Source organism: Paenibacillus septentrionalis (assembly GCF_042659865.1).
In the GTDB taxonomy this organism is placed as follows: Bacteria; Bacillota; Bacilli; order Paenibacillales; family Paenibacillaceae; genus Pristimantibacillus; species Pristimantibacillus septentrionalis.
The window spans coordinates 578,836-602,621 of the sequence record NZ_JBHSTE010000003.1 but is presented as its reverse complement, the minus strand read 5'-3'; the positions used below and the strand labels follow the sequence as shown (position 1 = coordinate 602,621).

Genomic DNA, 23,786 nt, shown 5'->3' with positions numbered 1-23,786 from the left:
CAATAAAAAAGCACCCTTTACGATTACGTCAGGGTGCGCTGGATATTTCATTCAAGTTGCTGCCATTACCTTAAATGACTCTGATATCTGATCCACACCGTTGACGACGATTGTAACCTGGTGTATCCCTGGATAATGCTTGCGTGTTGTCAGATCCTTGAACGAGTGTGTGCGATTGTATACCTTATCTGTCTGATCGAAGGTGTTTTCCGTAATTTTGAACAGCTTGCGCGACGTTTTGCCATTGGCCTTAACAAAGTCGATTGCGTATTCGATGCGCAGCAGCTGAGGAGCTGAATCGCTAGAGCACACTGAAAATGAAAAGTTAAGTGCTTCACCAATCCTGATTTGCTGACTAGACAGCTGGAGCTGCTTAATTACCACCTTCGGCGCGGTGTTCAGCCCGAACAAGGCCAATACTTCTGGATCTGCCTTGCGCAGCAGTGTACGACAGCCGTGTTTTATGATCCAGTCGGTGCGAGGGTCTTGTCCACGCCAAGCCTTCGCTAGCTGCAGCACCTTCTCAGGATGATGTTTGGCAATGTCATTGAGATTGTTCGCAACACTTTTTCTAACGTATTCGGATTCATCTGCCTTGAGACGCTCCAAAATTGGGAGGATCGGTACAGGATCATCTATAAACATACGGAGAGGAGCAGCCCATGGAAGCTTGGGACGGCAGCCTTCACTAGCCAATCGTCTAATATGATGGTTGGCATCTGTTGACCATTCCAGCATCTGCTGCATCATGCGCTTAGGATCACGTTCGATGAATGGGCGAACAGCGAACTCCGCGCTTGAGGACGAGGTGAATCTGGCAAGTGCCTGCATAGAGGTTTCCCAATCATCAAGTCCATATACTTCTACAAAGTCGGGAAAGAATAAGTATTCGAAGCCTGTGCAAGCTGGACTAATATCTGACAATATTGCGATAGCTTCACGATAATCGGATGGGAGAGTTTGACCAAGAGAAAGACTAATATGCCGAATACGCTGCTTCAGCGGTTTGTTATTCCACTCGCCATCAAAAACAAGCTCCACAAAATGTTCGGTATTGAAGCTAGAGTACCGTTGTTTAACAATAGCTGCAAAATGAGTGATAAATGCGCTGGAAAATCTCCCTGCTAATGTATCCGTCATTTTCAATTCCTTTCTTTAGTTCGAAATTAACTAGATACATTATAGCATTGCTTATGGACTTTTGTTGAGAGAAGAGTTAATCAAATGAGGATAATCGTAAGTAGAAGGATGAATCCGAGAGCGTATACTCTCGGACAATACATGAAGATGCCAATTATTTATTAGTGCTGTGCTGCTTGTTAGGAAGTTTATGACCTGCATGTGATTTATTATGATGTTTTTCGCTTTTTTCATGTTTACGTTGCTTTTCATGTAGATCTTCTACAAATTTTTCAGTGCTGTCCATGTGTTACCCTCCTCTGTTTAGATACGAAGATTAGTTTAACCACGTTCATCATGAAATATGTTTGATTTTACACGTCCTAAACTGGAAAACAAAGAGCATTGTTGCAACCTGTGCAGCATTGCTCTTTTCCATTCATGAAGGAAATTTGCTATATTAGTAGTAGGCATGCATGTTATTCCATGCTGTGCTGTTCGAACGAACAGATATATGTATACAATGTCAAATGAAAATGAAAGTCCGATTCTTATAAGTAACTTGAATTTATCAACTTTAGAGGTGATCTGATGGACTTTATCTTGTTATCAAAAGAACGAACACAGCATTATTGCAACAAAATTTTAATGCCGCAAGGCGCGACTGATATTTTACTTGAAATTGTCGATCGCCTGCATGACGATCAAAAGCTGCTTGAGATTTATAAAACGTTTTATGCCGACAATATTGAAAGCGGTTATTGGACAACAGTTTGGGAGCCGCTGAAGATCGATCCTTATGTTGAAGAGGTGCTGGGCAATCATGCATCCTTGTTATATCTTCACGCCGCTTTGCAAAAGCTGCCATTCACGGAACAAAAATATGCTGAACTTGGCTTAAGTGATGAGCTTTTCGTGGATACATTAAGAGATATTGGCGTCTGGGTACAGAATGCCTATAACCTGGTAGGCTATTATGCATTAAGAAATTTTAGCTGGATATGGCGTCATCTTGAAGCTCGAATGTTTAGATTGGGAAGTATGCAGTATTTGGCAGTTCCTTTCTCTGGAGAGGTGAAAGGCTTTTATAATGAAAAGGAAAAGTCCTTTCTCTTATTATGCGGTGACGGTATGGAGCTTCGAGCAAGCGGAGATATGCAAGGCGTCTGCAAAAAAGAAAAGACGAACGATGGCTTTGTTACGACCTATATAGAAACAAATTCGGAGTACATTGGGCATCCCATTACACCGGAAGGAAAAGCCAAGAGTGAGCAGGTAAGGCTTTCACGCAATGAATGGGAAAAGATATTGGATAAGGATGATCTGTTGTTTGAAATTCACATTCCAAGAGATACGTCCTTCGATATGGAGAGCGTCAAAGCATCCTACAAACAGGCTAAGCAATTTTTTGCAGAGCATTTTCCTGAGGCCAAAACAAAAGGAATGGTCTGTCACACATGGCTCTTCACACCACAGCTTCGTGATATGCTTCCTCCATCAAGCAATATTGTGAAGTTTCAGGAGCAATTTTACTTATATCCTACTGCGGGCTCAATTAACTTCCTTTGGAATTTTGTGTTTAATGAAATGCTGGAAGTAAAGGATGCGAAGCCTGATACTTCTTTAAGAAGAAAAGTGCTTGAATACGTTCATGAGGAGAAAGAAATCTTCGATATGAGAGGCGTATTTCTTGATCGATGTGGATCATTTGGCGAGGTCAGCTATACGCAGAAGATCCAATAAGCAGAGTTAATCATGTAAGGATATGGAAAGGGCAGCTGTTGGCGATAAGCCAGACAACTGCCCTATTTCTCTATGTGCGGAAGTGGTTACTTATGTAGTATGCTTTGCACTTTCTGCTTCTTTGGCAGCTTTGGATGCCTTTTTGCCGATTTTATACGATTTGGCAAGCTTTGTGCCTTTAGTCGCTTTGAATAGCTTGATCGACTTCATTGCTTTAATTGATTTCATGCTTTTTACGCCTTTTAATGCCTTTAGACCAGTTAATGAACCAATGCCAGCGACAGCATTAATCAAATACGTAACAGAAATGGTTGAGACCACGGCAATAATGCTAAGCCACTGTTCCTTGAAAAACTTGCGCATGTTTTTCGTCTTAATAAAGATAACGACAAGCTCAATAACAAAGAACCACAATATATAATGGGCAATTTGCTCAAGCGGCTTCAAGGCTTCTTTTGAAATTGAGGTAAAGCCTAGAATCGTAACGACGACTAAGTACAACGACAATAAAAAGGAGAAGATAAGATACCATTTTTTTAGATACAACCGTTCCACGAAATGCGCCTCCATGCTGAAATAATTAATAGTGTACCACGTTTGAATGCGGTCGACTAGAAGTGTCGAATGTAAACGACTGATGAGACAGATAAACATGCTGTTGAATTAAGCCTATTTTATACTATTTTATAGAAAAAAGGCGCGATTCAGTGGGCACAAGCATAGAGTGTAAAAAGAGGCGAGTTTGAGGAGGTAGGTTAGCTATGTATCCCAGATGCAGTAGAGAAGAGTGGTACTTCCCTTCAGTATATTGGTATAGGAATGGCGGTCATTGGCGTTATTATAGGTATTCTATTCGCGATTGGAGCGATTTCGATCGGCATTCCGTAGATCGTTGCGCGAGCTACGGAGATTGGTAATAGCAAGCTTTGACAAGCAGTTATAAACAGAAAAAGAGCGTCTTTTCCCTTGCAGAGGAAGGACGCTTTTCATTTATAACGAATGTAAACTAGCTGTTATATAATCTTTTTTTTCGTAACGACAGAAGGGGCATAGCCTTTCGTCTTTTTAAATACTTTACTGAAGTAGAAAATATCCCGAAAGCCGCATTGCTCCGCAACTTCAGAAACGCTTGATTTCCCTCCAGCGAGCAGCTGCTCGGCATGGTTTACTCGAACTCTATTCAAGTATGCTTTTATGGTAAAGCCTGTATTGTCCTTGAATAGTTTGCCCAAATAAACAGCATGAAGGTTCGCCATATCTGCGAGCATTTCGATCTCTACCGTTTCAGCAAAATGCAGGTGGATATAATCAACGATTTTTTTAATTCTTGGGTCGATATTCGTTTGTGTTTTATAGTAATACAGATGAAACAACTGATTAAGCAACAGCATAAACAGCGCTCGCTCTTTAAAGGTGCAGAACGATGTTTTATTGAATTGCAGGTACTGGATTTCTTTAAGGTAAGAAAGAATGTCATTGTTCATTCTATTTTTCATGACAATATCAAAGGGAAGCAGGATATGGTTATCGTTCAACCAGTGGAAATTAATCGCAAAGCCATGCATTGGATTATCCTTTACGGTGTAGGCTTGGCGAACACTCCCCCCTGGTATATAGACGATATCATCTTTTTGAGCGATATACTTTTGACCATTCACATGAAATACAGTTTTTCCTCCCAGCATGAAATAAAGCTCGTGGAAGTGGTTCTCTCTATGCGCTATTTTCCAATCAGGCATGTCTTTTCTCTCAACAAAATGAAAAAGATTTGGATTTAGAAACTCATATCTTTCAAAATCCATGAATGATGACCTCCTTATTAAGGCATACATGCAACGAGAGAAAGCTTAACGTAAATCATCTATTATCATTGTACAATGACGATAAAAGGTTACAACCTGTGAAAGACTAGGTCATTTCAGAAAAAATGAATTTCTTATGAGGATGACGAACAAAAACGAGTTAGCGCGCTTAATTGTTTATTGCAGTAAGAGCATCCAACATAAAAACATATTGAAATAATACAAATAATCTTTAGAAACTCTATGGTTAGTGTATAGAAGCATTTATATAATTTGTATGTGATTGCACGTTGCTTAAAACAAATTGTCAATTCTGTATGCTGGACGCAGCGATACGGATCTTAAACAATACGTGTTAAACAGCAATCATGAAAGCGCTGCCCAAGCGATAGATCACAATCATGAAAGCGCTGTCTATTCAATAAAAGGGGGGCTTCACGATGGTACGCAAGTTAATGATGGTATTATGTTGTATGATGTTGGTTTTTATGGTGGCTTGCAGCAGTAATGGTGGAACAACACCAAGCAATAGCGAGGTTGTTCAAGAGACGAATAGTCCGACTGATACGGACAATGGTGAAGAAGATGTTCCTGAGGAGACTGTCAATCCAAATGTAACACCGGAAATGGATTTCGATATGGGCGGCAGAACAATTAAGATTGCCTCTTGGTACGATGAATCTATTCCAGAGAACAGTCCAGATACAATCAAATTGAAACAAAATTTAGAAGCACTTATGGAGAAGCACAACTTTAATGTTGAATATGTTGTCGTAGATTACGGCGAATATCAAGATAAAGTTAAAGCCTCATTGATGGCTGGAGAACCTATCGGTGACATTATTCGATTAGCTAGACCATGGATGATTCCAACGCTTGTTAAGCAGGATTTATTCTGGCCGCTTGATGAATACGTTATTAATGATAATGCGTTTGTTGTTCAATATACAACTGAGCTTTCCCAATTTAATGGAGAAGGTTATGGCTTCCGTATTGGTGTAGCTGGAGCGGGTCACGGTGTTTTCTATAACCGTACGCTAATGGACCAATTAGGAATTAAGCCGCTACAGGAATATATTGATGAGGATAACTGGAATTGGGATACATTTATTCAGGTTGCAAAAGATGCCAATAGAGATACGAATAACGATGGTAAGATTGATACGTGGGGATTAACAAATGGTAATCTTCTAATTCCAGCATTGGCAGCGAATGAAACGAATTTATTCCTTGAAGGACAGCAAAATCTTGAGGATCCTAAAACACTAGAGGTACTGAACTTCCTTAACCGTATGGCTACAGAAGCTGTCGCAAGACCTACTGAAGGTGGAGATTGGACTGAGCCTAAGCAATTTTTCATTCAGGGCAATACTTTAATGTGGCCAGGTCCAGATTATGATATGGATTCCTTAAAAACAGATATGGCAGAATATGATATCGGTTATCTGCCGTTCCCGAAAGGTCCAAGCGGCTCAACCTATCATTCTTATAATACAATTCCTAACTATTACACAATTCCAAAAGCTGTTGAGAATCCAGAGCAAATTGTTTATTTATGGGAAAAAATTTATGACATTGAATCTATGTATGACTATCCTCGACAAGCAGATTTGGAAAAATGGTTCAGCGATGAAGCAGACGTTGAGAATGCAAGATTAGCTAGCAGCAGTATTCGAGTTATTGAAGGTCCTGATGCGTATCCTTCAATGCCATATTACGAGTTCCTTGGAGAGCTTACAGACGGCGTTTCAGTTTCAACTGTAATCGAGAAGTATAAGGAAACCTTCCAATCAGCAGCAGATGAGCTGTGGAAATAAGCAATAGAGATTAATAATTAGACATGATAAAAGCAAGCTTAGAGGTCATTCAGATGCCTCTAAGCTTGCTTTTTACTTATACCTGGAGCGATCCCAATCTCAGCCGAATGAGGGAGAAAGGCAGGAGCTTTTCGCTTCCTATTGATCAACATGCCCACTGCTTGAGCAGTGGGCATGTTGATCGTTAATTCTGATGAATAATGTTATAGCTTCCAGATGCGGTAGAGAATAACGGCTGCCTCAGCACGAGTTAATGAATCTTGTGGTGCGATCTTGCCATTTTTACCGTTAATAATACCTGCTTTTACTAGTGCTGCTGCTTGATCCTGTGCATAATTATTCAAGCTATCAGAATCAGTGAAAGCAGCTAGAGAACCGTCAGTATCTAATTTTACTCCAGCAGCTGCAAGTGCACGTACTGTAAGAACCATCATATCCTGACGTGAGATTTGCTCTCCTGGTCTAAAGCTGTTGTCACTGTAACCAGAAGCGATGCCTAGTGATCTGGCGATAGCCAGCTCGTTGTAATAATAAGCAGATGGCTGCACATCGTTGAAGGCTGCTTCACTGCCAGCTTCAGCATTCAATTCCAGCGCTCTAACTAGCAAGGTGATGAAGTCTGCTCTATTAATAGATTGCTGTGGTGCATAGCTGCTTGATGAAACGCCTTTTATCACATCGCGTGCTGCCATAGCATCAATAGCCTTCTTCGCCCACGGTAATGCAGCCGTGTCCTCGAAGGAATTCGTGACAAATGCTACTGCAAAGCTGCCGGATTGAGGCGCTTGGAACGTTACAGTGCCTGTTTTTTCGTCATAACGACCGTTAATAATTGTTGTTGGTTGACCATTCTCATCAATATGCCATACAACTAGGCTTTCTGCATCATCTTGCTCCGTAGTGCTGATTGTATATGGAATAGAGATGCTTAGTGCTGCCCCTTCGCTGATGCTAGCTGCTGTTAAATTATCTGTTAGAATATTAACTGTTACAGCTGGACGGCTGCCGATTTTTTCACGAGCTGATGCATCTACATGATCAGTAGCAGCAGGGGAGACGCGAATAGAGATCTGCTCTGCGTTAGCAGGAATACCCTGCAGTTCGTCACTTGGTATAATGATCGTTGCAAATTCTGTTTTAATAGCTAGCTCCGCTTGCTTCAACTCTTGCAAACTCTTAGCCGGAAGCTGCACTTCATAGGATTGCGCATTTGCTCGCTTGGCAAGCTCGATGACAATTTGCTTTTTGCCATTTTGACCCGTGCCTGCGTTAGCTAGTGCTTGAGTGATTTGCTCCGCTGTTACCTTGCCTGTAACCTGATTGTTTGCAGTTGTAACTTCAGGAACGATTGTACCATTGTTTCCACTTTCAGTATCATTGTTATTGTTTGAATCCGATCCTGGACCAGGAGGTCTAGGAGGGTTGCCGCCATTACCGCCGCAGGCATTGGATACAGTCATAAGTTCACTGTTCTTGCTGGAGTTAAGATTAGCTAAAATTTTGTAATTATGAGCTAGAGACATGGCATTGGTACTACCTTCAACGCTGATTAAATGGTTGTGATTACTATTTTCACCGTTGTCATTAATGTTTTCATTATCATTCTCGTTATCAACGGTATCGTCTAGCTCCTGAACTAAAGTAAGTACACCGAATACAGACGTGCTCTCGAAACCACGGCCTGTTAGATCATTCCATGTTGCAATACTTTGTCGTGCACCATTGTTACCATCATTAATTTGCAGGTCGAAGCCAATTTGTGTATTGTGTTCAGGTGTTATCGTTTTAAATGGAATTTTCACTTCTACCGTATATCCAGATCCACTGACTTTCGTTGCAGATTCAAAACCTACTTCTATGCCCTCTGGATTGAAGGATGTAATATTATTAAAGTTTACTCGATATTGACCATCATCATCCTGATAAAAAGTTGTTTTGGCATTGTTTTCATCTACAAATATCTCGACTGAATCTTGTTCCCAAGGATTTTGACTTGAATCATCAAGTGCGGAATCGCTTACCTGGAATAGAACATATAGATTTTCTTCATCCCAAAGTGCTTTAGCGAAACCATTTGCTCCTTGCCAAGCCATCTGATAGCGATTAATCGGTAATGTAGGAGCGTCATTCCAAATTGGATCAATTTCGGCATCAACTGTTGGTGTTCCGTATAGCGCATTTCCGCGGTTTGCCTCAATTACTTCTCCACCACCATCGTACTCCTCAATAAACTTCTCAGGGTCAATAACTGCATAGTATGCGGGCTTTGCTTTCAAGTCTCTATCGAATAAAAGGGGACTTTGAGCAGCTCTCCAGCTTGTTGCATCATTTAAACCCCAGAGCGTTACGCGAGAAATATGTTCAGCATTTTCTTTGTAAAGCTTGAACAGTTGAGCATATAAAAACGCTTGCTGTTGAGCTTGTTGTTCAGTTAATACATTGTCAGCGCCTGCTGTAATGTCAAGTTCTGTTATCCCTACTTCAACACCTAGAGAAATAAATCTTTCTAAAGAAAGTTTAACATTTTCCGGATTGGTGTTTAGGTTATAATGCCCCTGCATTCCAATCCCGTCAATGAGTAATTCACCATTGTTTTCGGCAGCGTACTTCTCGTTTATTTCTTTCACCATGTTATAAATGGCTTCTGCTTTACGTTGGTTATCATCATTGTAATCATTGTAATAAAGCTTAATATCCCAATTGTTTTCGTCAATGACTTCCTTGGCAAATCGGTAAGCGTATTCAATATAATCAGTCCCAATTGCTTTCAACCAACCAGATTGGCGCAACGAAGCTTCCCAATTTGATGGAGTAGGTGGGTTATCGATCATGGCTTCATTGACGACATCCCATGAAATCACTGAATCACCAAAATGCTCAACAACTGTTTTTACGTGTGTTTCCAAGTTTTCTAATGCTTCTTCACGTGATAATGGATTGCCGCTTGCATCGGTATGAAGTTCCTCACGTGATTGCTGATGCCATACTAGTACGTGACCATGGATCTTGAAGCCTTCATCCAGTGCCCTTTGAACAAGCTGATCCTCAGCGGTAAAATCGAAATTCCCTTGCTCATCGTATGCATAGCTTGGCTTCATTGCATTTTCCGCAGATATAAGATTATGATGCATTTTCAGTAGCTCTAGTCGAGTTCCTTCAAATTCACCTAGCGATACCGCATTTCCGATTAGGAAATAGTCCTCATAGGCTTCTTTTAACGGAGTCAAATCTCGTTCAATATCAACTACACCGGTACCAGTAGGCTCGAACGTAATATCATCAATGTAAAATGAAGCGGTGCTATTGTTGGAGCTTTCCACGTAAATGGATAGAAACTCATTGCCTACACTGCTGTAGCGATAGGTTCCTTCAAGCTTCACCCAACCGTCGTCTACGCTAATTGTTTTTCCTTGCAGGTTATTGTAGCTTGCACCATCACCGTTGCCAACTTGAGTAGATAATTGAAGCTGTGCAGATTGTGGAGAGATTAATTTCACCCAAGCAGATATTTTGTATTCATGGCCTTTATCTACATATTGCTCAACACGTAAGGAAGGACCATGCCAAGTGTTCTGGCGGTTTTCTACCTTGAGGGAATACTGTCCACCTTCTGTACGATTCGCTTCATTTGTTATCGTAAGTATTTCGTCACCATGTCTACCTTCAAAACCACCTAACTCTTGATTTTCAAAAGTAATAGGTACGAATTCTTTGGCTGGAGGACGTTCTTCACCTGGTTCTTCTTCACCGGAACTTTTGGGCGTCGTAATTAAAATATCTCCGATGTAGAAAGGAACATCCTTACCTGCATCATTCGTTTGAATACGCAACGCACGATCCTTGCTTGTATCTACGATGTGAGTTCCTTTTAATGTGAATGCTTTGCCAGCTTCAAGGCTAGTATTGAGATACAAACCGCTATAGCTATCAACGTTTTGAACCAATGCCGCAGCACCCTCATTAACATCTACGTCTTCAGCGACGTAGCCTACCACTGTAATGTTGTAGGTTTTGCCATTTTCCATTCCAACGCTGCTGAATGAAATATCAATACCATCGTAGTCTAGAGTTCTTTCCGTGACATGAACTGCATATCCGTCATCATTTCCTTCGAATTTAACATCAGAAACAGGAGTCAGTTTAGAGTTGCCTGCACTTGTGATCAACCCCAAACCATTATCAAAAGTCTCGTGATAAGTAATGATTTCTTGAGGCTCTTCTATTTCAGCTGTAATTAAAATATCTCCGATGTAGAAAGGAACATCCTTACCTGCATCATTCGTTTGAATACGCAACGCACGATCCTTGCTTGTATCTACCGTGTGCGTTCCACTTAATGTGAATGTTTTGCCTGCCTCAAGGCTACTATTGAGATATAGACCATTATAGCTATCAACGTTTTGCACTAGTGCGATAGCACCATCTGGAACGTCAACACCACTAGCAACGTAGCCTTTTACGGTAATGGTGTAGGTCTTACCGTTTTCCATTCCGACGCTACTGAAGGGAATATCCATACCATGCCAACTAGCTGATCTTTCCTTGATATGAACAGCGTATCCATCTTCATTTCCCTCAAAAACAACGCAAGCTGCTGTCAAATTAACCGTTCCAGCTGGTACAGCCACGCCTAAACCGCTTTCAAAAGTCTCGTGGTATACGATGTTTCCGTTTGCTTGCGTCTCAGCCTTTGCAATTGGAGTAAGCAAGCCTGATGGCAGCAGCAGAGTGAGGGCTAGCAAAATAGCAAGCCATCTCGTGTGTTTACCTTTCATCTAAGTCATTCCCCCTATATTGATATGGGACATAAACACGCGTTATTTTGAAAGCGCTTTATTTCCCTATTCTAAATTATAGCTGTACATTATTTTCCTTTTTACCCGAATAACTTTACAATTTACTGCAATTTTTAAAGTTAAAATTTAAATGAGTTAGGTTTAATAACGAATTAGACAGAGAATCGTCAACGGATAAATTCTGCAAATCAACTACATAGTGGAATTACAAACCCGATTTTGTATAACGTTTGATATGAAAATAACCCCCGAAGAATATCTCGGGGGCCAACTACTGTAACTATACATTATTTCATAGCATTAACAATCTCCTTATATCTTTCTTCCGTCATTTCCGGGTTTTCCTCATTGTAGTATACAACCTGATCCTTTAGTGTCAGCTTAATATATGGCGGATTGTTTCGGAATACATACAATCTCGCTTTGCCGATCTCCTGCAAGCGGAAATGTCCGCGTGAGTATTTTCCAGTCGCCTCGCCATTGGTTTTTACTCCAGTAGGAATGGAATCAACGAGCGTGGCCTCTTCAATGTCTTCAACATTGAACGTAAAGGAATACATCGGGTAATCAATGGTAATCTCCTGCTCACTACTAATCAACATAGTAGGGGAGATCAATTCTGAGCGAATAAGCATAAACGATACGCCAAGCACAACAGCGATTAGCAAGCCAATCGTTCCACCCATAATGATTTTGCCAGCCATTGTTCCAGTGTTTATTGTTTCACCGATGCCAACACGCTTGGGAACCAATATACTTTTGTCATAGGGATTATGATACGTAAATCCATTCGCCCAATATTCATCATCGTCACTGTATACAGGCGACCCATCAAGACTTAGCATATTGCGCTGGACGGAGCGAATGCTGGAATAGACCGCAATGATGAGCAGGAGCGGGATCAATGTATATAAAATCGAAAGGATGAGCCATAGCTGCGACATTGCTGGCTGTTCTTGTAATAGAAGCTGCGCGATAAAGTAAAAGTGAACGATTTCCACTAATGCGAGCAAGAAAAACAGATACGACAGCGATCTTCTTTTGTTCTGATTTAACGCGATATTAACCTCTGAGTTCTCACTGTAAACCGTAGACCTGCTGCGGCGAATTAACAATGAAATGCCAAGAAAGAGCACAGTAGTGGCAATAGCGCTAATGCCAAGTGCAGTTAGCTGTATATCCTTGCTGTTCAACCACCAGGTCAGCCATGCCCCTAATGCCAGAGGCAGAATGAAAAGCTCAAGCGGTGCGGTACGTTTGTTTTTCAATTGAGCGGCACGCAGGTCTGCTTGAATGACATGTTTTTTCCCTACGAACCAATCCTCTTCCCGTTTAAGCTGTAAAGTTGCACGAAACGCTTTACGATGAGGAATAACGATGATAATGACGAATGCGCAAGTCCAAAATAAATAATAAGAGATTTGATAGGCAGGCCAATTATACATAATGAAAATAGGGAAATAGGCAAGCAGCATAGAGAGCCAGCACCGTTTGAATTGTTTATTATACTGGTGCTGGATGCTTTGCAGCTTAGGATGCTCCGTGGCATGTGCCGGCAAGGTTACAGCAAACATCATCCCGTTCTTATAAGTAGAGATAGAACGATAGGTTATCACGAGTACCAAAAATAAAATCGTGGTTGGAATTGTAATAATAATGCTGAATATCTCAATCACCTCGTCCTAATGATAGTCGTTCATTTTCTCGTAGGTTTGCTCGCAGAGCTTATGAAAGTGTTCATTGTCTATTCCATGAATAACGGCTTCTGCTATAATTAGCTCCAGCTTTTGTTCAAGCTTCGCGGTGTGCTCTGTAGAATCAGTGAGGTCGGCAGGCTGCCAGTTGACCTTGGCACCATGTCTTCGGTCGATCACAATATAGCCTTCCTGCTTCAATAAGGCATATGCTTTATTTACCGTCATTGTATTGATCCCCAGATCCTCTGCAAGCTGCCGGACGGTGGGCAGCTTTTCTTGCGGTAATAGTTTTCCTGTTGCAATACCGATTACGATTTGGTTGCGCAGCTGCTCATATAAGGGGGTATCGCTGTCAAGCTTTAAAGAAATAACCATTAGCAGCCTCCCGTCTAAGTATTATTTGTATTATATATAATAATACAAATAATACTTAGTTTCAAGTCGATATTTATGCAAAGGCCAATAAGAGCGGATAACAACAACACGGCCAATCCTCGATGTATCAATCGAGAACTGGCCGCGTGCAAGAACCACTAGTTGTTTAAGTTATGACGTTAGGTGTCAGGCAATAGTTAGTTGGATAGCTGCTGAGGTTCAAATTCAGCAACAATTGCAGGCTGCATCAGTTGCAGGTAACGCAATTTAGTACTGAGCAGTTCAATGGTTTCTATCGTTTTGGAAGAAAAAATGCGTGATATCGATCGACTCTCAACATACAGAATGAATGGCGCATTCTCTCCCGGAAGGGTTAAAGGCATGCACAATATAGATTTGACTTGATTGAGCTGAATATAAGGATCATTTCTGTATTTACTTTCAGCAGCATGATCCAGTAAAATATGTTCATTTGTCCGGTGCACATAGCGCAGCAAAGTCAGTGCCAGATGATTGAACGGCTGTGTTGATCCGTGATTGCTGGAGATTCTACTAAAATTGTTATCCACGCTATAACTGTCTAATACTTCAACATCGTCACGGCACAATCGCACAAGCAGCGAGCGTTCAGCCCCAGTTTTCAATGTAATGGTACGGAGGAAATCCTCCTGAGCACTTGACATTTCAATATCAGTATCGTTCTCTGAACATGTCCAGCGGGAGCTTGCAGCAGTAAACTTATCGTTTAGACGCAACACCGCTTCACTCTGACAGGTAACATCTGCTGATTTCTCAAGTAGGCTGGTTGCTGTCAGGCTCGTATCGTTATGCTCGAGATAGCGATCCGTCAGCATTTGCGCTTTTACCTTTGCACCCCATGCATGATAGGCAGCAATTGCATCGACGATTGCAAGATAAAAGTCTGTTGAGCACCCGATGTCTCGACACGTATATGCCAGCTGCTCGTAAGCAATCCCTTCCAGTAAGGTGTATGTTTCGATTCTTGCTTGTTCAGCAGCCTGCTCGTAGATCGGGATTGCGTGGATATTGTCTCCTTCTATGCGTGTTGCTTCAGCACGAAGAAGTAAATGCGCTGAACTTCCACAGCCAAATGCCCCGGACCAATTTTTTATCCGCTTTAAACGACGCAATACAAGTTTTCTATAGCGTGCTTTTTCTGGTGAAGGAGCAATGAAATAAAGCTGCGCAGCTAACAATGCTTCGAATACACGCATTCTGCGATTGCGAATCCAATCGATCCGCAGCTCATTTTCACGAGCAATCCGAATCCATTTCATACCAACTTCAAATTCTCCCGCCAAATATGCTTGCTCTGCACGTTGAATCGCGATGTAATTGTCGATTGGATCAGCCTCTTGCCGCTCATTCAATTGAATGAAAGCTTTCAGCTTTTCTCGTGAGTGCCATGCTTCATAATAATCTCGTATATATGTCTTATAAAACTGAATGCTAGCCATATACGGCTGCATGTTGTCAGATTCGATTCGCTGCAAAATCTCAGCTAACTGTACGGGATGACCTTGCGATACGACAATGGCTGTCATCGCAGAAATATTCTGCATCAATGTGTTCGAGGTTTCATTGGCTACTCGATTAATGTGCAACAATTCCTTCTCTGCCTCAAGCGGCTGTTCCAGCTGACGTAGCAACGTGTTCGCATATAGCGTATTGGGTGGCACGGTTTGTTCAGCAGTATGCTTAATATAGAGCGTTAGCTGAGATATGAGTGATTTGGGCCAGGTCCTGTACAGAGTAGGAAAGCAGCGTTGAATCAATACTTCATAAGCCGAAAGAATATGAAGAAAGGATTGATGCATGCCCTGTTTTAAGCCATATCGTATAAACCTCGATAACTGTATTAATAAACCGTTAACGTCGTGAATCAAATAGGGAAACAGAAGCCCCCCCATTAATTGACACTGTGCAACATATGCTTTCTCCTCACATACATGAGTTCGGAAGAGATACTTAGCATACACACATACCTCTCGGATTGTTCGCAGCACTTCAAGTATTGCAATTGAAGGCTGTGAGCTTACATTCACCTGATAGCCAAAGCGCTGCAGCCCAGCAATGGAGAGCTCAACCGCTTTTTCATTATCGATAAAGGAGCTTTGCTCAATCTGTATAAGATACATCTTCAAGTGATCTAAAGAGTCCATATGGTGTTGATATTGCTCGACAAGCTCGAAGTAACGCCTTCCTTGTTCATCCTGTCCATAGCTAAGCGCAATCGATAGATGGACAAAAATATGAAGCACAAACGTATCAGGCTCCTGCTTCTTTCTGTGAAAATATGAAATAAGCGAATCCGGATCAGGCGACACTTCATCAAGCAGTATATACAGAATTTGTTTGAATTGATGTGCAGCTTCTTGATAATTGTGCAGCTGATAAGCATGTATTGCCTTCGCATAATTTAGCTGTACCAGCCGTTGTTTGATACTATCCTTCATAACCGGAACGGCTTTATTCCAATGATATCTCGCTAATTCAATGTTATCGTTTAGCACCATGTTGCCAATTTTGAGATGAAGAGTAGCGCGCACTTTCCTGGATAGCGATTGATACAAATGCTTCTGATGCAAGCAATTAAGAAATAAGTAATGCGACCGCTCCTCGCCTGGGTGCTCCACAATACTATCATCATAGAGTGCAAGTAATCCTAGTTCGATCGCATCGGCAAGCTGCTGCTGAATATGCCTCACATCTGATTCGAGTATCGTTGCCAGCCGTTCAGCTGAAAATTGCATACCGAAAACTGAAGCATAAGAGAGCAATCGCTTCGTTTCTGTCTGTAGCTTTTTCAAGCTAGCTCGCAATAGCGAAATGCTATCCGTATCATCTGGGTCATTGGAAATGCGATGTAATTCCCAGCTCCATCTATGTTTTTTCCTGTCATAATAAAGGGCTTGTTTGCTCATCCAGCTTTCTAGCAGGGCGATAATATGCTTTGGATTGCCACCAGTCCAATGATAGATTATATGACTGATTCGACTGATACGAGTCGACTGCTCACGCATTGCATGGCTAAGCCATTGTCTGATGTCGCCTAATTGAAGAGGTTCTAGCTCGATTCGCTTAATATACAGTCGATTAGTACGCTGCTTCAGTCTGTTCTCGATACATCTTGGGTGACTTAAGGAGCTGCATGCAATAACCATAATCGAGTAAGGGTCCGTTTGTAGCCATTCAAGCATAATGTGCAGGCTTTCGTCATCGATTTCATCGCTGTCATCCAACAGCAGCACGTCCGGCTTGAGAAGTCCGAAAACAACCTGCAAGCTTTTGCGCAAGGCCTGCTGGAGCACCTCCTTCGGAAAAGACTCTACGGGATGAAGTGTCTGCTTCCATAGCCAAGAGGCAACTGGAAACATCTGCAACCATGCTGGAAGTGTGTCTCCGAGCGCCACTTCCAGCTGCGCTCGACAAGCATGGAGAGTTTGCATGTCTTTTACTATTAGGTGTCTAAGCAGCTCCTGCTGCAGCTGCTGAAGGAACGCAAATGGGCCTTGCGCCGACGGCTGGCAGGTGATGCTGATCACTGTCGCAGCATGTTGATCCAACAAGCGAGAGTATTGCTCCAGTATAGTCGTTTTGCCGATGCCTGGCTCACCTGTCAAAAGCTGAAGATGTACTCGCGGCGATTCTGATAAGCTCTTGCGTACCACTTCCAAATCAGAAAAGCAAATATTTCGTGAGAGGACATAATCATATAGATGCAGACTCTGCTTGCGATCTCCTTCGCCTAGAACATAAGCACCAAGGATAGCATTGTTGCTGAGCAGCAACACATTGCTGATATGATTCAAGTCATACAGTACGCCATATGCCGATTGATAACGATCTTCAGGTGATTTTTGCAGCAGCTTTTCGATAACACGATAGATCATCGCGTATTTATTGTCTGATTCCTGTATGGTTTGCTTTGGCGAAGCATACAGATGGACATGCGGCCAATGCTGCTCGGACTCTGTTTCATAGGGCAAATGGTTAAATAATAATTCATAGAATATAACGCCAAGTGAATAAAGATCACTGCGAATATCAGGTCTGCGCTGAATAATGCCAAATTGCTCAGGTGCCATGTAGGCAAGTTTCTTTTCACTTGAGTGAAAATACCATACGATATTCGTCTCATCAGGTGAAATCGTGATTTGCGATGTATTCAAGTTTCCAATTGCGCCATACTGCATATGTTCCTGTGACAATACGCTAGCCAACTGGATTGCTATTTTTATGTATATGCTTGGTCTTATGTCGATATCTTTACGCCAATCGGATAATAGTTGATATTCAGTTGCCAACTCCATGTATGATCTCCTAATCATGCGATATAAGTAATAATGGAAAAATAGTTAATAAAAGAGTACGGTAACCATTATACTATTAAATTTAATAAGTCGAATATTTATTAATAAAATAATTTGCTTGCAATTAACATAATAGAGGCAGTTGATATAAGGGAGTTGTATTTTATATCATTTTTTACTAAATTTTAGATAGTCGATTGCTAGATTTCGATGAAAACGAAAGAGATGAGGGAAACAGATGTGGCAGTGGATAAAGCTCAATACGTTTCGCAAGCAGATGTTTATCGTATATACGAGTATGATGCTTGTGATTCTATTAACGGTAGGCATCTATATCAATGTCCAGGTTAGTCAGCTTTTACAAACAAATGCAGAAAAGCATATGAACAATACAGCGGTACAATCAATCGCCAATGTCGAGCTGTTAATGCAGCAAATTGATACATTTTCCTCACAGGTCGCGACCAATGCGCTCGTTCAGTCTATTATGCAGGATAGCTACAATGGCAGAGAGGCCAGTTTTGACCAGTTGCAGTTGCTTCAGCAGGAGGTTCGTAAGATGGAAGCATATCAGACTGGAATCAAAGCCATCGAAATTTATACGCTGCATCGTGAGAGCTACCTGCCAATCAGCAATGAAAGTCTTGATGATCGCTATATCCAGCAATGGATTTCGCAGTCTAATGATGCGCAGGGCAAGCTCGTATGGACGAATTACAGTGAACGATACGGCAACAGTATTGTAACGATTCGCAATATACGATTAATGAATCTGTCATTCCAGCATGTGGGCTATTTGGCTATTCATGTCGATCCCTCCTTGTTCGATCTGTCTTCTGTAGCGGATATGGAGCAGGGCGCCAATCAGGATTATATGTGGCTGACAGACCAGCTGGGCAATGTAATTTTTACTAATGCGAACACGGCGCTTTCCTTACCGGAAGCAACAGGCGAAATGGATGTTGTCGAGATTAATGATCGTGATTACTTTAATGTGAAGCGAAGCATTTCTATCGCCGACTGGGAGCTCAGCATTTTGACGCCTGTGACGAAGGCAACAGAAGGTCTGGCGCTGCTGCGCTCGACCATTATCATTTCTCTAATTGTCAGCAGCATACTGTTCCTTATTTTAAGCTACTTTACAGCGGATCGCATTAGCCGGCCAATCTTGAAGCTAATCCGTGCAATGCGAGGTGCGAGGCTTGGCGGGGGAGGCCTGAAGCATATTGATGAAAAGAGCAGCCTAATTGAAATAAATGAGCTGAACATTACCTACAATCAAATGGTTGATTCCTTGCAAGCCCTCATACAAGTGGTGTACGAGAAAGAGATTTTGCAGAGCAAAACAGAGCTGAAGGCGCTGCAGGCACAAATTAATCCGCATTTTCTATTCAATACGCTGGAAGCGTTTTACTGGGAGCTTGAGGAGAAGGGGCAAGCCGAGCTTGCGGAGGTTGTTGTTGCCATGAGCGGTGTGTTTCGCTATGTCATATCAAAGCAGGATAGTGATCAGTGGGTGACGGTTGGAGATGAGCTGGAGCATGCTGAGCGGTATTTGCTCATTATGAAAATGCGGCTAATGGATCGTTTTGAATGGGACATTCACTGTGAGGAGCAGCTGAGATATACCCCGATTCCGAAGCTGATGATACAGCCGATTATTGAAAATGCGATTGAGCATGGCATCGAACGCAGCTTGCACCGAGGCAAGCTTACGATTGATGTGGCGGCTGTCTCTCCAAGTCGAATTGCGATTACGGTAAAGGATAATGGTCCTGGTCTGACAAGCGAGCAGCTGCATAAAATCAATCATGATCTCACGCAAAGCGCATTTCAGACACAGGAAGCGCAAGACAAGCACTTGGGTGTGGGCTTGAAAAATACACATCAGCGCTTGAAGCTGTCATTTGGAGAAGAAACAGACGGTCTATCCATTAAAAGCTCACAGCAAGGTACAGAGGTGGGCTTTCATATACCAATTCAAACGAAGGGGATGTTTTCATGATTAAGCTGCTAATTGCTGATGATGAGCCAAGAACTAGGGAGGGAATTAAGCGATCATTGGAAGGCTGGCTGACAGAAGACTATCAGCTGTTTCTTGCAGAAAATGGCCTTCAAGCATTGGAGCTGCTGGAGCAGCACGATATAGATGTGTTGATTTCCGATATTCGGATGCCGGGGCTTTCAGGGCTGGAGCTGGTCGAGCGTCTTGATAGGATAAACCTCAAGCCGATCTGTATTTTTATATCAGGATATTCGGAATTTACTTATGCGCAGAAAGCCATTCAATATGAAGCGGTAGATTACTTGCTGAAGCCGATTGAGAAGAAGACGATTGTTGAGGCGGTACAGCGTGCGCTGCTGCGAAGAGACGAAAGGCTGGAAAAGCAGCGAATGAAGAAGATGGTCGATGTCGAGCTCGTGGAGCTGGAGCAGGAAACGTCACATGAGGAGGTCAACAAGGCCATTCAATATGTACGCGCACATTTGGCAGAAGCGATATCGGTTAAGCAGCTTGCGGATATGCTCCATATGAATGCAAGCTACTTTAGCCAGTTGTTTAAGGAGCAGACAGGCATCAGCTTTTCCGAGTATTTGGCGAGACAGCGGCTCCAGCTGGCAAAACGTCTGCTGCTGACGACTAATCTGTCCATTCAGGATATCGCTGAACGGGTTGGCTATCAAACGGATCGTTATTTCATACGCGTATTTCGCGCGCATGAGCAAATAAGCCCTGCCCAATTTCGCAAGCAAAAAAGCTAATAATAGTGGAGTTTTTCCTAATGAATGTGACCTTACAGAAAACGGTAATCCAGCTAGAATAATAGGTGTAAACGATTTCAGATAAAAGGGGAGAATAAGATGAAGGCACAAAAATTGATGCTGCTGCTTGTGTTGTGCTTGGCGGTAGTACTGGCTGGATGCAGCTCTAATTCTGGAGGCACAGGCGGCACAAATGCCACAAGTCAGCCTCAAGGTGAAAACGCTTCAAACAATTCTGGGGAAAAAGTAACAATTAACTTTATGCATCTATGGCCGGACGGTGTGTCTACCGCACAAAACAAAGTGGTAAACGACATTATCGCTCAATATCAAAACGACAATCCTAATGTCACAATTAAGCTGGATGTGCTGGATAACGAGCAGTACAAAAACAAGCTGAAAGTATTGTCTACTTCGAATACGCTGCCTGATGTAGGCGTAACGTGGTCGGCTGGATTCCTTCAGCCGTATGTTGAAGGTGGATTATTCGCATCGCTTGATGATTTGCTTGGCGATGGCTTAGGCGAGCAATTCGTAGCAGGAACGACTGATGCATTTCAGATTGACGGCAACACGTATGGCGTTCCGTTAGAGTTTAATATTGCCCCTATTTATTACAATAAAGAGATTTTCGCTACCTACAATTTGGAGGTCCCGACTACGTATGATCAGTTCCTTCAAGTGGTTCAGACGCTAGTAGACAACGGTGTAACGCCAATTGCGCTCGGTAACAAGGATCGCTGGACTGGCTCGCTATGGTATATGTATCTGGCTGATCGCATTGCAGGTCAGGAAGTATTCTCGAATGCACTGGCAGGCAATACGTCTTATATGCAGGAAAGCTTGTTGAAAGCAGCGGGTGAGGTGCAAAACCTGGTTAATTTGAATGCATTCAATAAAGGCTTTAACGGCTTGTCTAACGATGAAGGAAAAGCCGATTTCTACAATGAGATCGCAGCGATGTATCTGATGGGAACGTGGGAGCTGGCTAATTTTACGGCTAATGAAGAAACTCCACAGGAATTCAAGGATAAAGTAGGCTTCTTCAAATTCCCTGTAGTCGAGGGTGGTGCTGGCGATATCAATAGCTGGGTTGGCGGTCCTGGCGTTGGGCTGTTTGTTGCTGAAAACTCTCCTGTTAAGGAAGAAGCGAAAGCATTTGTCGCTTACTTTGTAGAGAAGTGGGGCGAGCAGGCAGTTACCGATGCAGGTGTCATTCCAGCGACGAAAGTCGATACTGGCAGCGTAGAGCTGGCTGATTTATATGTTGAGTTATTTAACGAGATGAACAATGCAAGCAGCATAACGCTATATGCCGATGTGCAGCTTGAGGCGGAAGCGGCTGAAATTCATTTGAATCAAATTCAAGCGTTGTTCGGCAACGCTGCAACACCGGAGCAGTTCTCTGAAGCGCATGAGCAAGCGATTAATCAATAACAATTTAGAAGCGAATGGACTACCTGATTGCAGTCCATACGTTTAACGAGGTCGCGAAGGGCTTTCCTGACTCCAATGCATTGGAGCTCTAGGACAGCCCTATTGCTTAGAGAGGAGTATCGACTACATGAATAAGATGATGTCCAACAAATGGTTGATTTCACTGTATATCTTTCCTGCCATGCTCTTTTTAGCGCTGCTCATTTATATTCCAATCGTGCTAACTGGCTATTATGGTCTTAATCAATGGAACGGGATTAAAGCGATGGAATTTATTGGACTAGAAAACTATACCAAGCTGCTAAGTGACAAGGCGTTTTGGAGCAGTGCCTATCACTCATTGCTGCTTGCTGTATTTTCCTGCTTAAGCCTAATTATTTATTTAGTTATTTCGCTTGTGCTTGCGTCTAAAATAAAAGGCTCAAATGTGCTGCGAAAAATCTATCTGATCCCAATGCTGCTTTCCTCTGTTGCGATTGCGCAACTCTGGCTAAAAATTTACCATCCGTCGAATGGACTTATTAATATTTTTCTGGAAAAGCTTGGAGTAGCGAATACACCAGAATGGCTAGCCAATACGGATCTAGTGCTGTTTGCAATATTTCTGCCAATACTATGGCAATATGCTGGCTTTTATATTTTGATCTATTATGCAGCGCTTAAGGGTGTGCCCAAGGAAATCGAAGAAGCTGCAACGATTGATGGGGCCACTGGTTGGCAGATTGCGTTTCGCATTAAAGTACCGCTTATAGTAGAGGTCATGAAGGTTACTCTCGTACTCGCAATGGTAGGCTCCCTGAAGTATTTCGATCTAATCTATGTTATGACGGGTGGGGGACCAAACGGTGCTAGTGAGGTTATGGCTTCATATATGTATCGTATTGCCTTTAAGTCGTTCGATTTTGGCTATGCAAGCGCAGTAAGCTTCTTCCTTCTGCTTATTTGCCTAGTTGTGACGTGGTTGATTCGCACATTAACTGCTACGAAAGAGCAGATTCAATATTCATAGGAGGAAAGCAGAATGCCAAGCTTATCTATTCGTTCAGCGACCGGGCGAGCCAGACAGTGGTCAATAACTACCGTAGCGCTCTATGCCGTATTAATCGTCATCGCGCTCGTTCAGTTATTTCCGCTTTATTGGCTGCTGACCTTTTCCTTAAAGAACAATCAGCAAATTTTCAGCTCTCATCCTTTATCTTTTCCATTTCAGCCAAGATGGGAGAACTACGAAAAGGTATGGAATGTAGGGAACATCGGCACGTATTTTCTCAATAGTGTATGGATTACTGTTGTCGCAACCGTTGTGACGCTGCTAATTGCTTCGTTTGCAACGTATGCGATCACTCGAATGAACTGGAAGGGCAGCAAGCTTGTGCTTGGCGTCATTATGGTGGCGATGATGATTCCTGTTCATTCCACATTAATTCCGCTTTACAGCATGTTTAACGCTGTGAACTTAATCGATAATCCGTTCTCGATCCTGTTATCGTATATTGCTTTTAATCTGCCGATAACGGTGCTTATAATGCTCGGCTTCTACTATACAATTCCAAGAGAAATTGAAGAAGCCGCAATCATGGACGGCAGCTCGGTTAATCGCTTAGTGCTGACGATTATTTTCCCGATGACAGGCTCTGTGGTGGCGACGACAGGTATCGTCAATATGATCTACAACTGGAATGAGTTTATATTCGTGAATACCTTTATTAGCTCTAATGAGCTGAAAACGTTGACGGTGGGCGTTCAAAACTTCATCGGTCAGTACACAACCGACTGGGGGGCAATTGGCGCAACACTTATGATCAGCATCCTTCCAATCCTGCTTGCTTTTCTGTTTTTGAGCGATCAGATCGTTGAGGGACTGGCTGCTGGCTCTATTAAGGGTTAAAGTGAAAAGTGATTG

Annotated in this window: 15 protein-coding genes; 7 read left to right on the top strand and 8 right to left on the bottom strand. The window is 42.4% G+C overall.

The window, feature by feature from the left end:
• Positions 1-51 precede the first annotated feature (51 nt).
• Together ACFP56_RS11330 and ACFP56_RS11325 are read right to left on the bottom strand one after the other, a co-directional pair.
• Entirely contained in the window at positions 52-1,140 is a 1,089-nt protein-coding gene (locus ACFP56_RS11330) for a DNA alkylation repair protein (RefSeq protein WP_379234443.1), read from the bottom strand.
• Between the two features lie 154 nt (positions 1,141-1,294).
• Complete coding sequence (locus tag ACFP56_RS11325; RefSeq protein ID WP_379234441.1) at positions 1,295-1,426, bottom strand: DUF4023 family protein; 132 nt, start codon at positions 1,424-1,426, stop codon at positions 1,295-1,297.
• Positions 1,427-1,710: 284 nt separating this feature from the next.
• On the opposite strand from ACFP56_RS11325, the gene ACFP56_RS11320 reads away from it, so the two are divergent.
• Positions 1,711-2,862: an acyltransferase domain-containing protein gene (locus tag ACFP56_RS11320; RefSeq protein ID WP_379234439.1), complete on the top strand. Its 1,152-nt coding sequence runs from the start codon at positions 1,711-1,713 to the stop codon at positions 2,860-2,862.
• Between the two features lie 90 nt (positions 2,863-2,952).
• On the opposite strand, the gene ACFP56_RS11315 is transcribed toward ACFP56_RS11320, so the two are convergent.
• Both ACFP56_RS11315 and ACFP56_RS11310 read right to left on the bottom strand, forming a co-directional pair.
• Positions 2,953-3,417, bottom strand: a complete 465-nt coding sequence (locus ACFP56_RS11315) for an ion transporter (protein WP_379234437.1) — start codon at positions 3,415-3,417, stop codon at positions 2,953-2,955.
• A 458-nt stretch (positions 3,418-3,875) separates the two neighbouring features.
• Positions 3,876-4,664, bottom strand: a complete 789-nt coding sequence (locus tag ACFP56_RS11310) for an AraC family transcriptional regulator (RefSeq protein ID WP_379234435.1) — start codon at positions 4,662-4,664, stop codon at positions 3,876-3,878.
• A gap of 440 nt (positions 4,665-5,104) precedes the next feature.
• Here ACFP56_RS11310 and ACFP56_RS11305 point away from each other — a divergent pair, with 440 nt between their 5' ends.
• Complete coding sequence (locus ACFP56_RS11305) at positions 5,105-6,481, top strand: ABC transporter substrate-binding protein (protein WP_379234433.1); 1,377 nt, start codon at positions 5,105-5,107, stop codon at positions 6,479-6,481.
• Between the two features lie 203 nt (positions 6,482-6,684).
• Here ACFP56_RS11305 and ACFP56_RS11300 read toward each other — a convergent pair whose 3' ends face one another.
• The 4 genes from ACFP56_RS11300 to ACFP56_RS11285 all read right to left on the bottom strand — a co-directional run bounded on the left by ACFP56_RS11300 (position 6,685) and on the right by ACFP56_RS11285 (position 17,683).
• The gene (locus ACFP56_RS11300; protein ID WP_379234431.1) at positions 6,685-11,256 is read right to left on the bottom strand and encodes an endo-1,4-beta-xylanase; all 4,572 of its coding nucleotides are present in this window, start codon (positions 11,254-11,256) and stop codon (positions 6,685-6,687) included.
• A 308-nt stretch (positions 11,257-11,564) separates the two neighbouring features.
• Complete coding sequence (locus ACFP56_RS11295; protein WP_379234429.1) at positions 11,565-12,953, bottom strand: DUF5808 domain-containing protein; 1,389 nt, start codon at positions 12,951-12,953, stop codon at positions 11,565-11,567.
• Positions 12,954-12,959: 6 nt separating this feature from the next.
• Positions 12,960-13,349, bottom strand: a complete 390-nt coding sequence (locus tag ACFP56_RS11290) for a GntR family transcriptional regulator (RefSeq protein ID WP_379234427.1) — start codon at positions 13,347-13,349, stop codon at positions 12,960-12,962.
• 197 nt (positions 13,350-13,546) lie between these two features.
• Positions 13,547-17,683: an AAA family ATPase gene (locus ACFP56_RS11285; protein ID WP_379234425.1), complete on the bottom strand. Its 4,137-nt coding sequence runs from the start codon at positions 17,681-17,683 to the stop codon at positions 13,547-13,549.
• 238 nt (positions 17,684-17,921) lie between these two features.
• On the opposite strand from ACFP56_RS11285, the gene ACFP56_RS11280 reads away from it, so the two are divergent.
• The 5 genes from ACFP56_RS11280 (at position 17,922) to ACFP56_RS11260 (ending at position 23,771) form a co-directional block, all read left to right on the top strand.
• Entirely contained in the window at positions 17,922-19,688 is a 1,767-nt protein-coding gene (locus ACFP56_RS11280; RefSeq protein ID WP_379234423.1) for a sensor histidine kinase, read from the top strand.
• On the top strand, positions 19,685-20,446 hold the full coding sequence (locus ACFP56_RS11275; protein WP_379234421.1) for a response regulator: 762 nt from the start codon (positions 19,685-19,687) through the stop codon (positions 20,444-20,446). The genes ACFP56_RS11280 and ACFP56_RS11275 overlap by 4 nt, the downstream gene beginning before the upstream one ends.
• 99 nt (positions 20,447-20,545) lie before the next feature.
• Entirely contained in the window at positions 20,546-21,883 is a 1,338-nt protein-coding gene (locus ACFP56_RS11270) for an extracellular solute-binding protein (protein ID WP_379234419.1), read from the top strand.
• 127 nt (positions 21,884-22,010) lie between these two features.
• Positions 22,011-22,892, top strand: a complete 882-nt coding sequence (locus ACFP56_RS11265; protein ID WP_379234417.1) for a carbohydrate ABC transporter permease — start codon at positions 22,011-22,013, stop codon at positions 22,890-22,892.
• 12 nt (positions 22,893-22,904) lie between these two features.
• Positions 22,905-23,771 (top strand): carbohydrate ABC transporter permease, encoded by an 867-nt coding sequence (locus ACFP56_RS11260; protein WP_379234415.1) that lies wholly within the window; start codon positions 22,905-22,907, stop codon positions 23,769-23,771.
• The last annotated feature ends 15 nt before the right edge of the window (positions 23,772-23,786 follow it).

What these genes read in the sequence shown, in the direction of transcription:
- ACFP56_RS11330 (WP_379234443.1), bottom strand. Translation starts at nt 1,140, where the DNA reads ATGACGGATACATTAGCAGGGAGATTTTCCAGCGCATTTATCACTCAT.
- ACFP56_RS11325 (WP_379234441.1), bottom strand. Translation starts at nt 1,426, where the DNA reads ATGGACAGCACTGAAAAATTTGTAGAAGATCTACATGAAAAGCAACGT.
- ACFP56_RS11320 (WP_379234439.1), top strand. Translation starts at nt 1,711, where the DNA reads ATGGACTTTATCTTGTTATCAAAAGAACGAACACAGCATTATTGCAAC.
- ACFP56_RS11310 (WP_379234435.1), bottom strand. Translation starts at nt 4,664, where the DNA reads ATGGATTTTGAAAGATATGAGTTTCTAAATCCAAATCTTTTTCATTTT.
- ACFP56_RS11305 (WP_379234433.1), top strand. Translation starts at nt 5,105, where the DNA reads ATGGTACGCAAGTTAATGATGGTATTATGTTGTATGATGTTGGTTTTT.
- ACFP56_RS11300 (WP_379234431.1), bottom strand. Translation starts at nt 11,256, where the DNA reads ATGAAAGGTAAACACACGAGATGGCTTGCTATTTTGCTAGCCCTCACT.
- ACFP56_RS11290 (WP_379234427.1), bottom strand. Translation starts at nt 13,349, where the DNA reads ATGGTTATTTCTTTAAAGCTTGACAGCGATACCCCCTTATATGAGCAG.
- ACFP56_RS11285 (WP_379234425.1), bottom strand. Translation starts at nt 17,683, where the DNA reads ATGGAGTTGGCAACTGAATATCAACTATTATCCGATTGGCGTAAAGAT.
- ACFP56_RS11280 (WP_379234423.1), top strand. Translation starts at nt 17,922, where the DNA reads ATGTGGCAGTGGATAAAGCTCAATACGTTTCGCAAGCAGATGTTTATC.
- ACFP56_RS11275 (WP_379234421.1), top strand. Translation starts at nt 19,685, where the DNA reads ATGATTAAGCTGCTAATTGCTGATGATGAGCCAAGAACTAGGGAGGGA.
- ACFP56_RS11270 (WP_379234419.1), top strand. Translation starts at nt 20,546, where the DNA reads ATGAAGGCACAAAAATTGATGCTGCTGCTTGTGTTGTGCTTGGCGGTA.
- ACFP56_RS11265 (WP_379234417.1), top strand. Translation starts at nt 22,011, where the DNA reads ATGAATAAGATGATGTCCAACAAATGGTTGATTTCACTGTATATCTTT.
- ACFP56_RS11260 (WP_379234415.1), top strand. Translation starts at nt 22,905, where the DNA reads ATGCCAAGCTTATCTATTCGTTCAGCGACCGGGCGAGCCAGACAGTGG.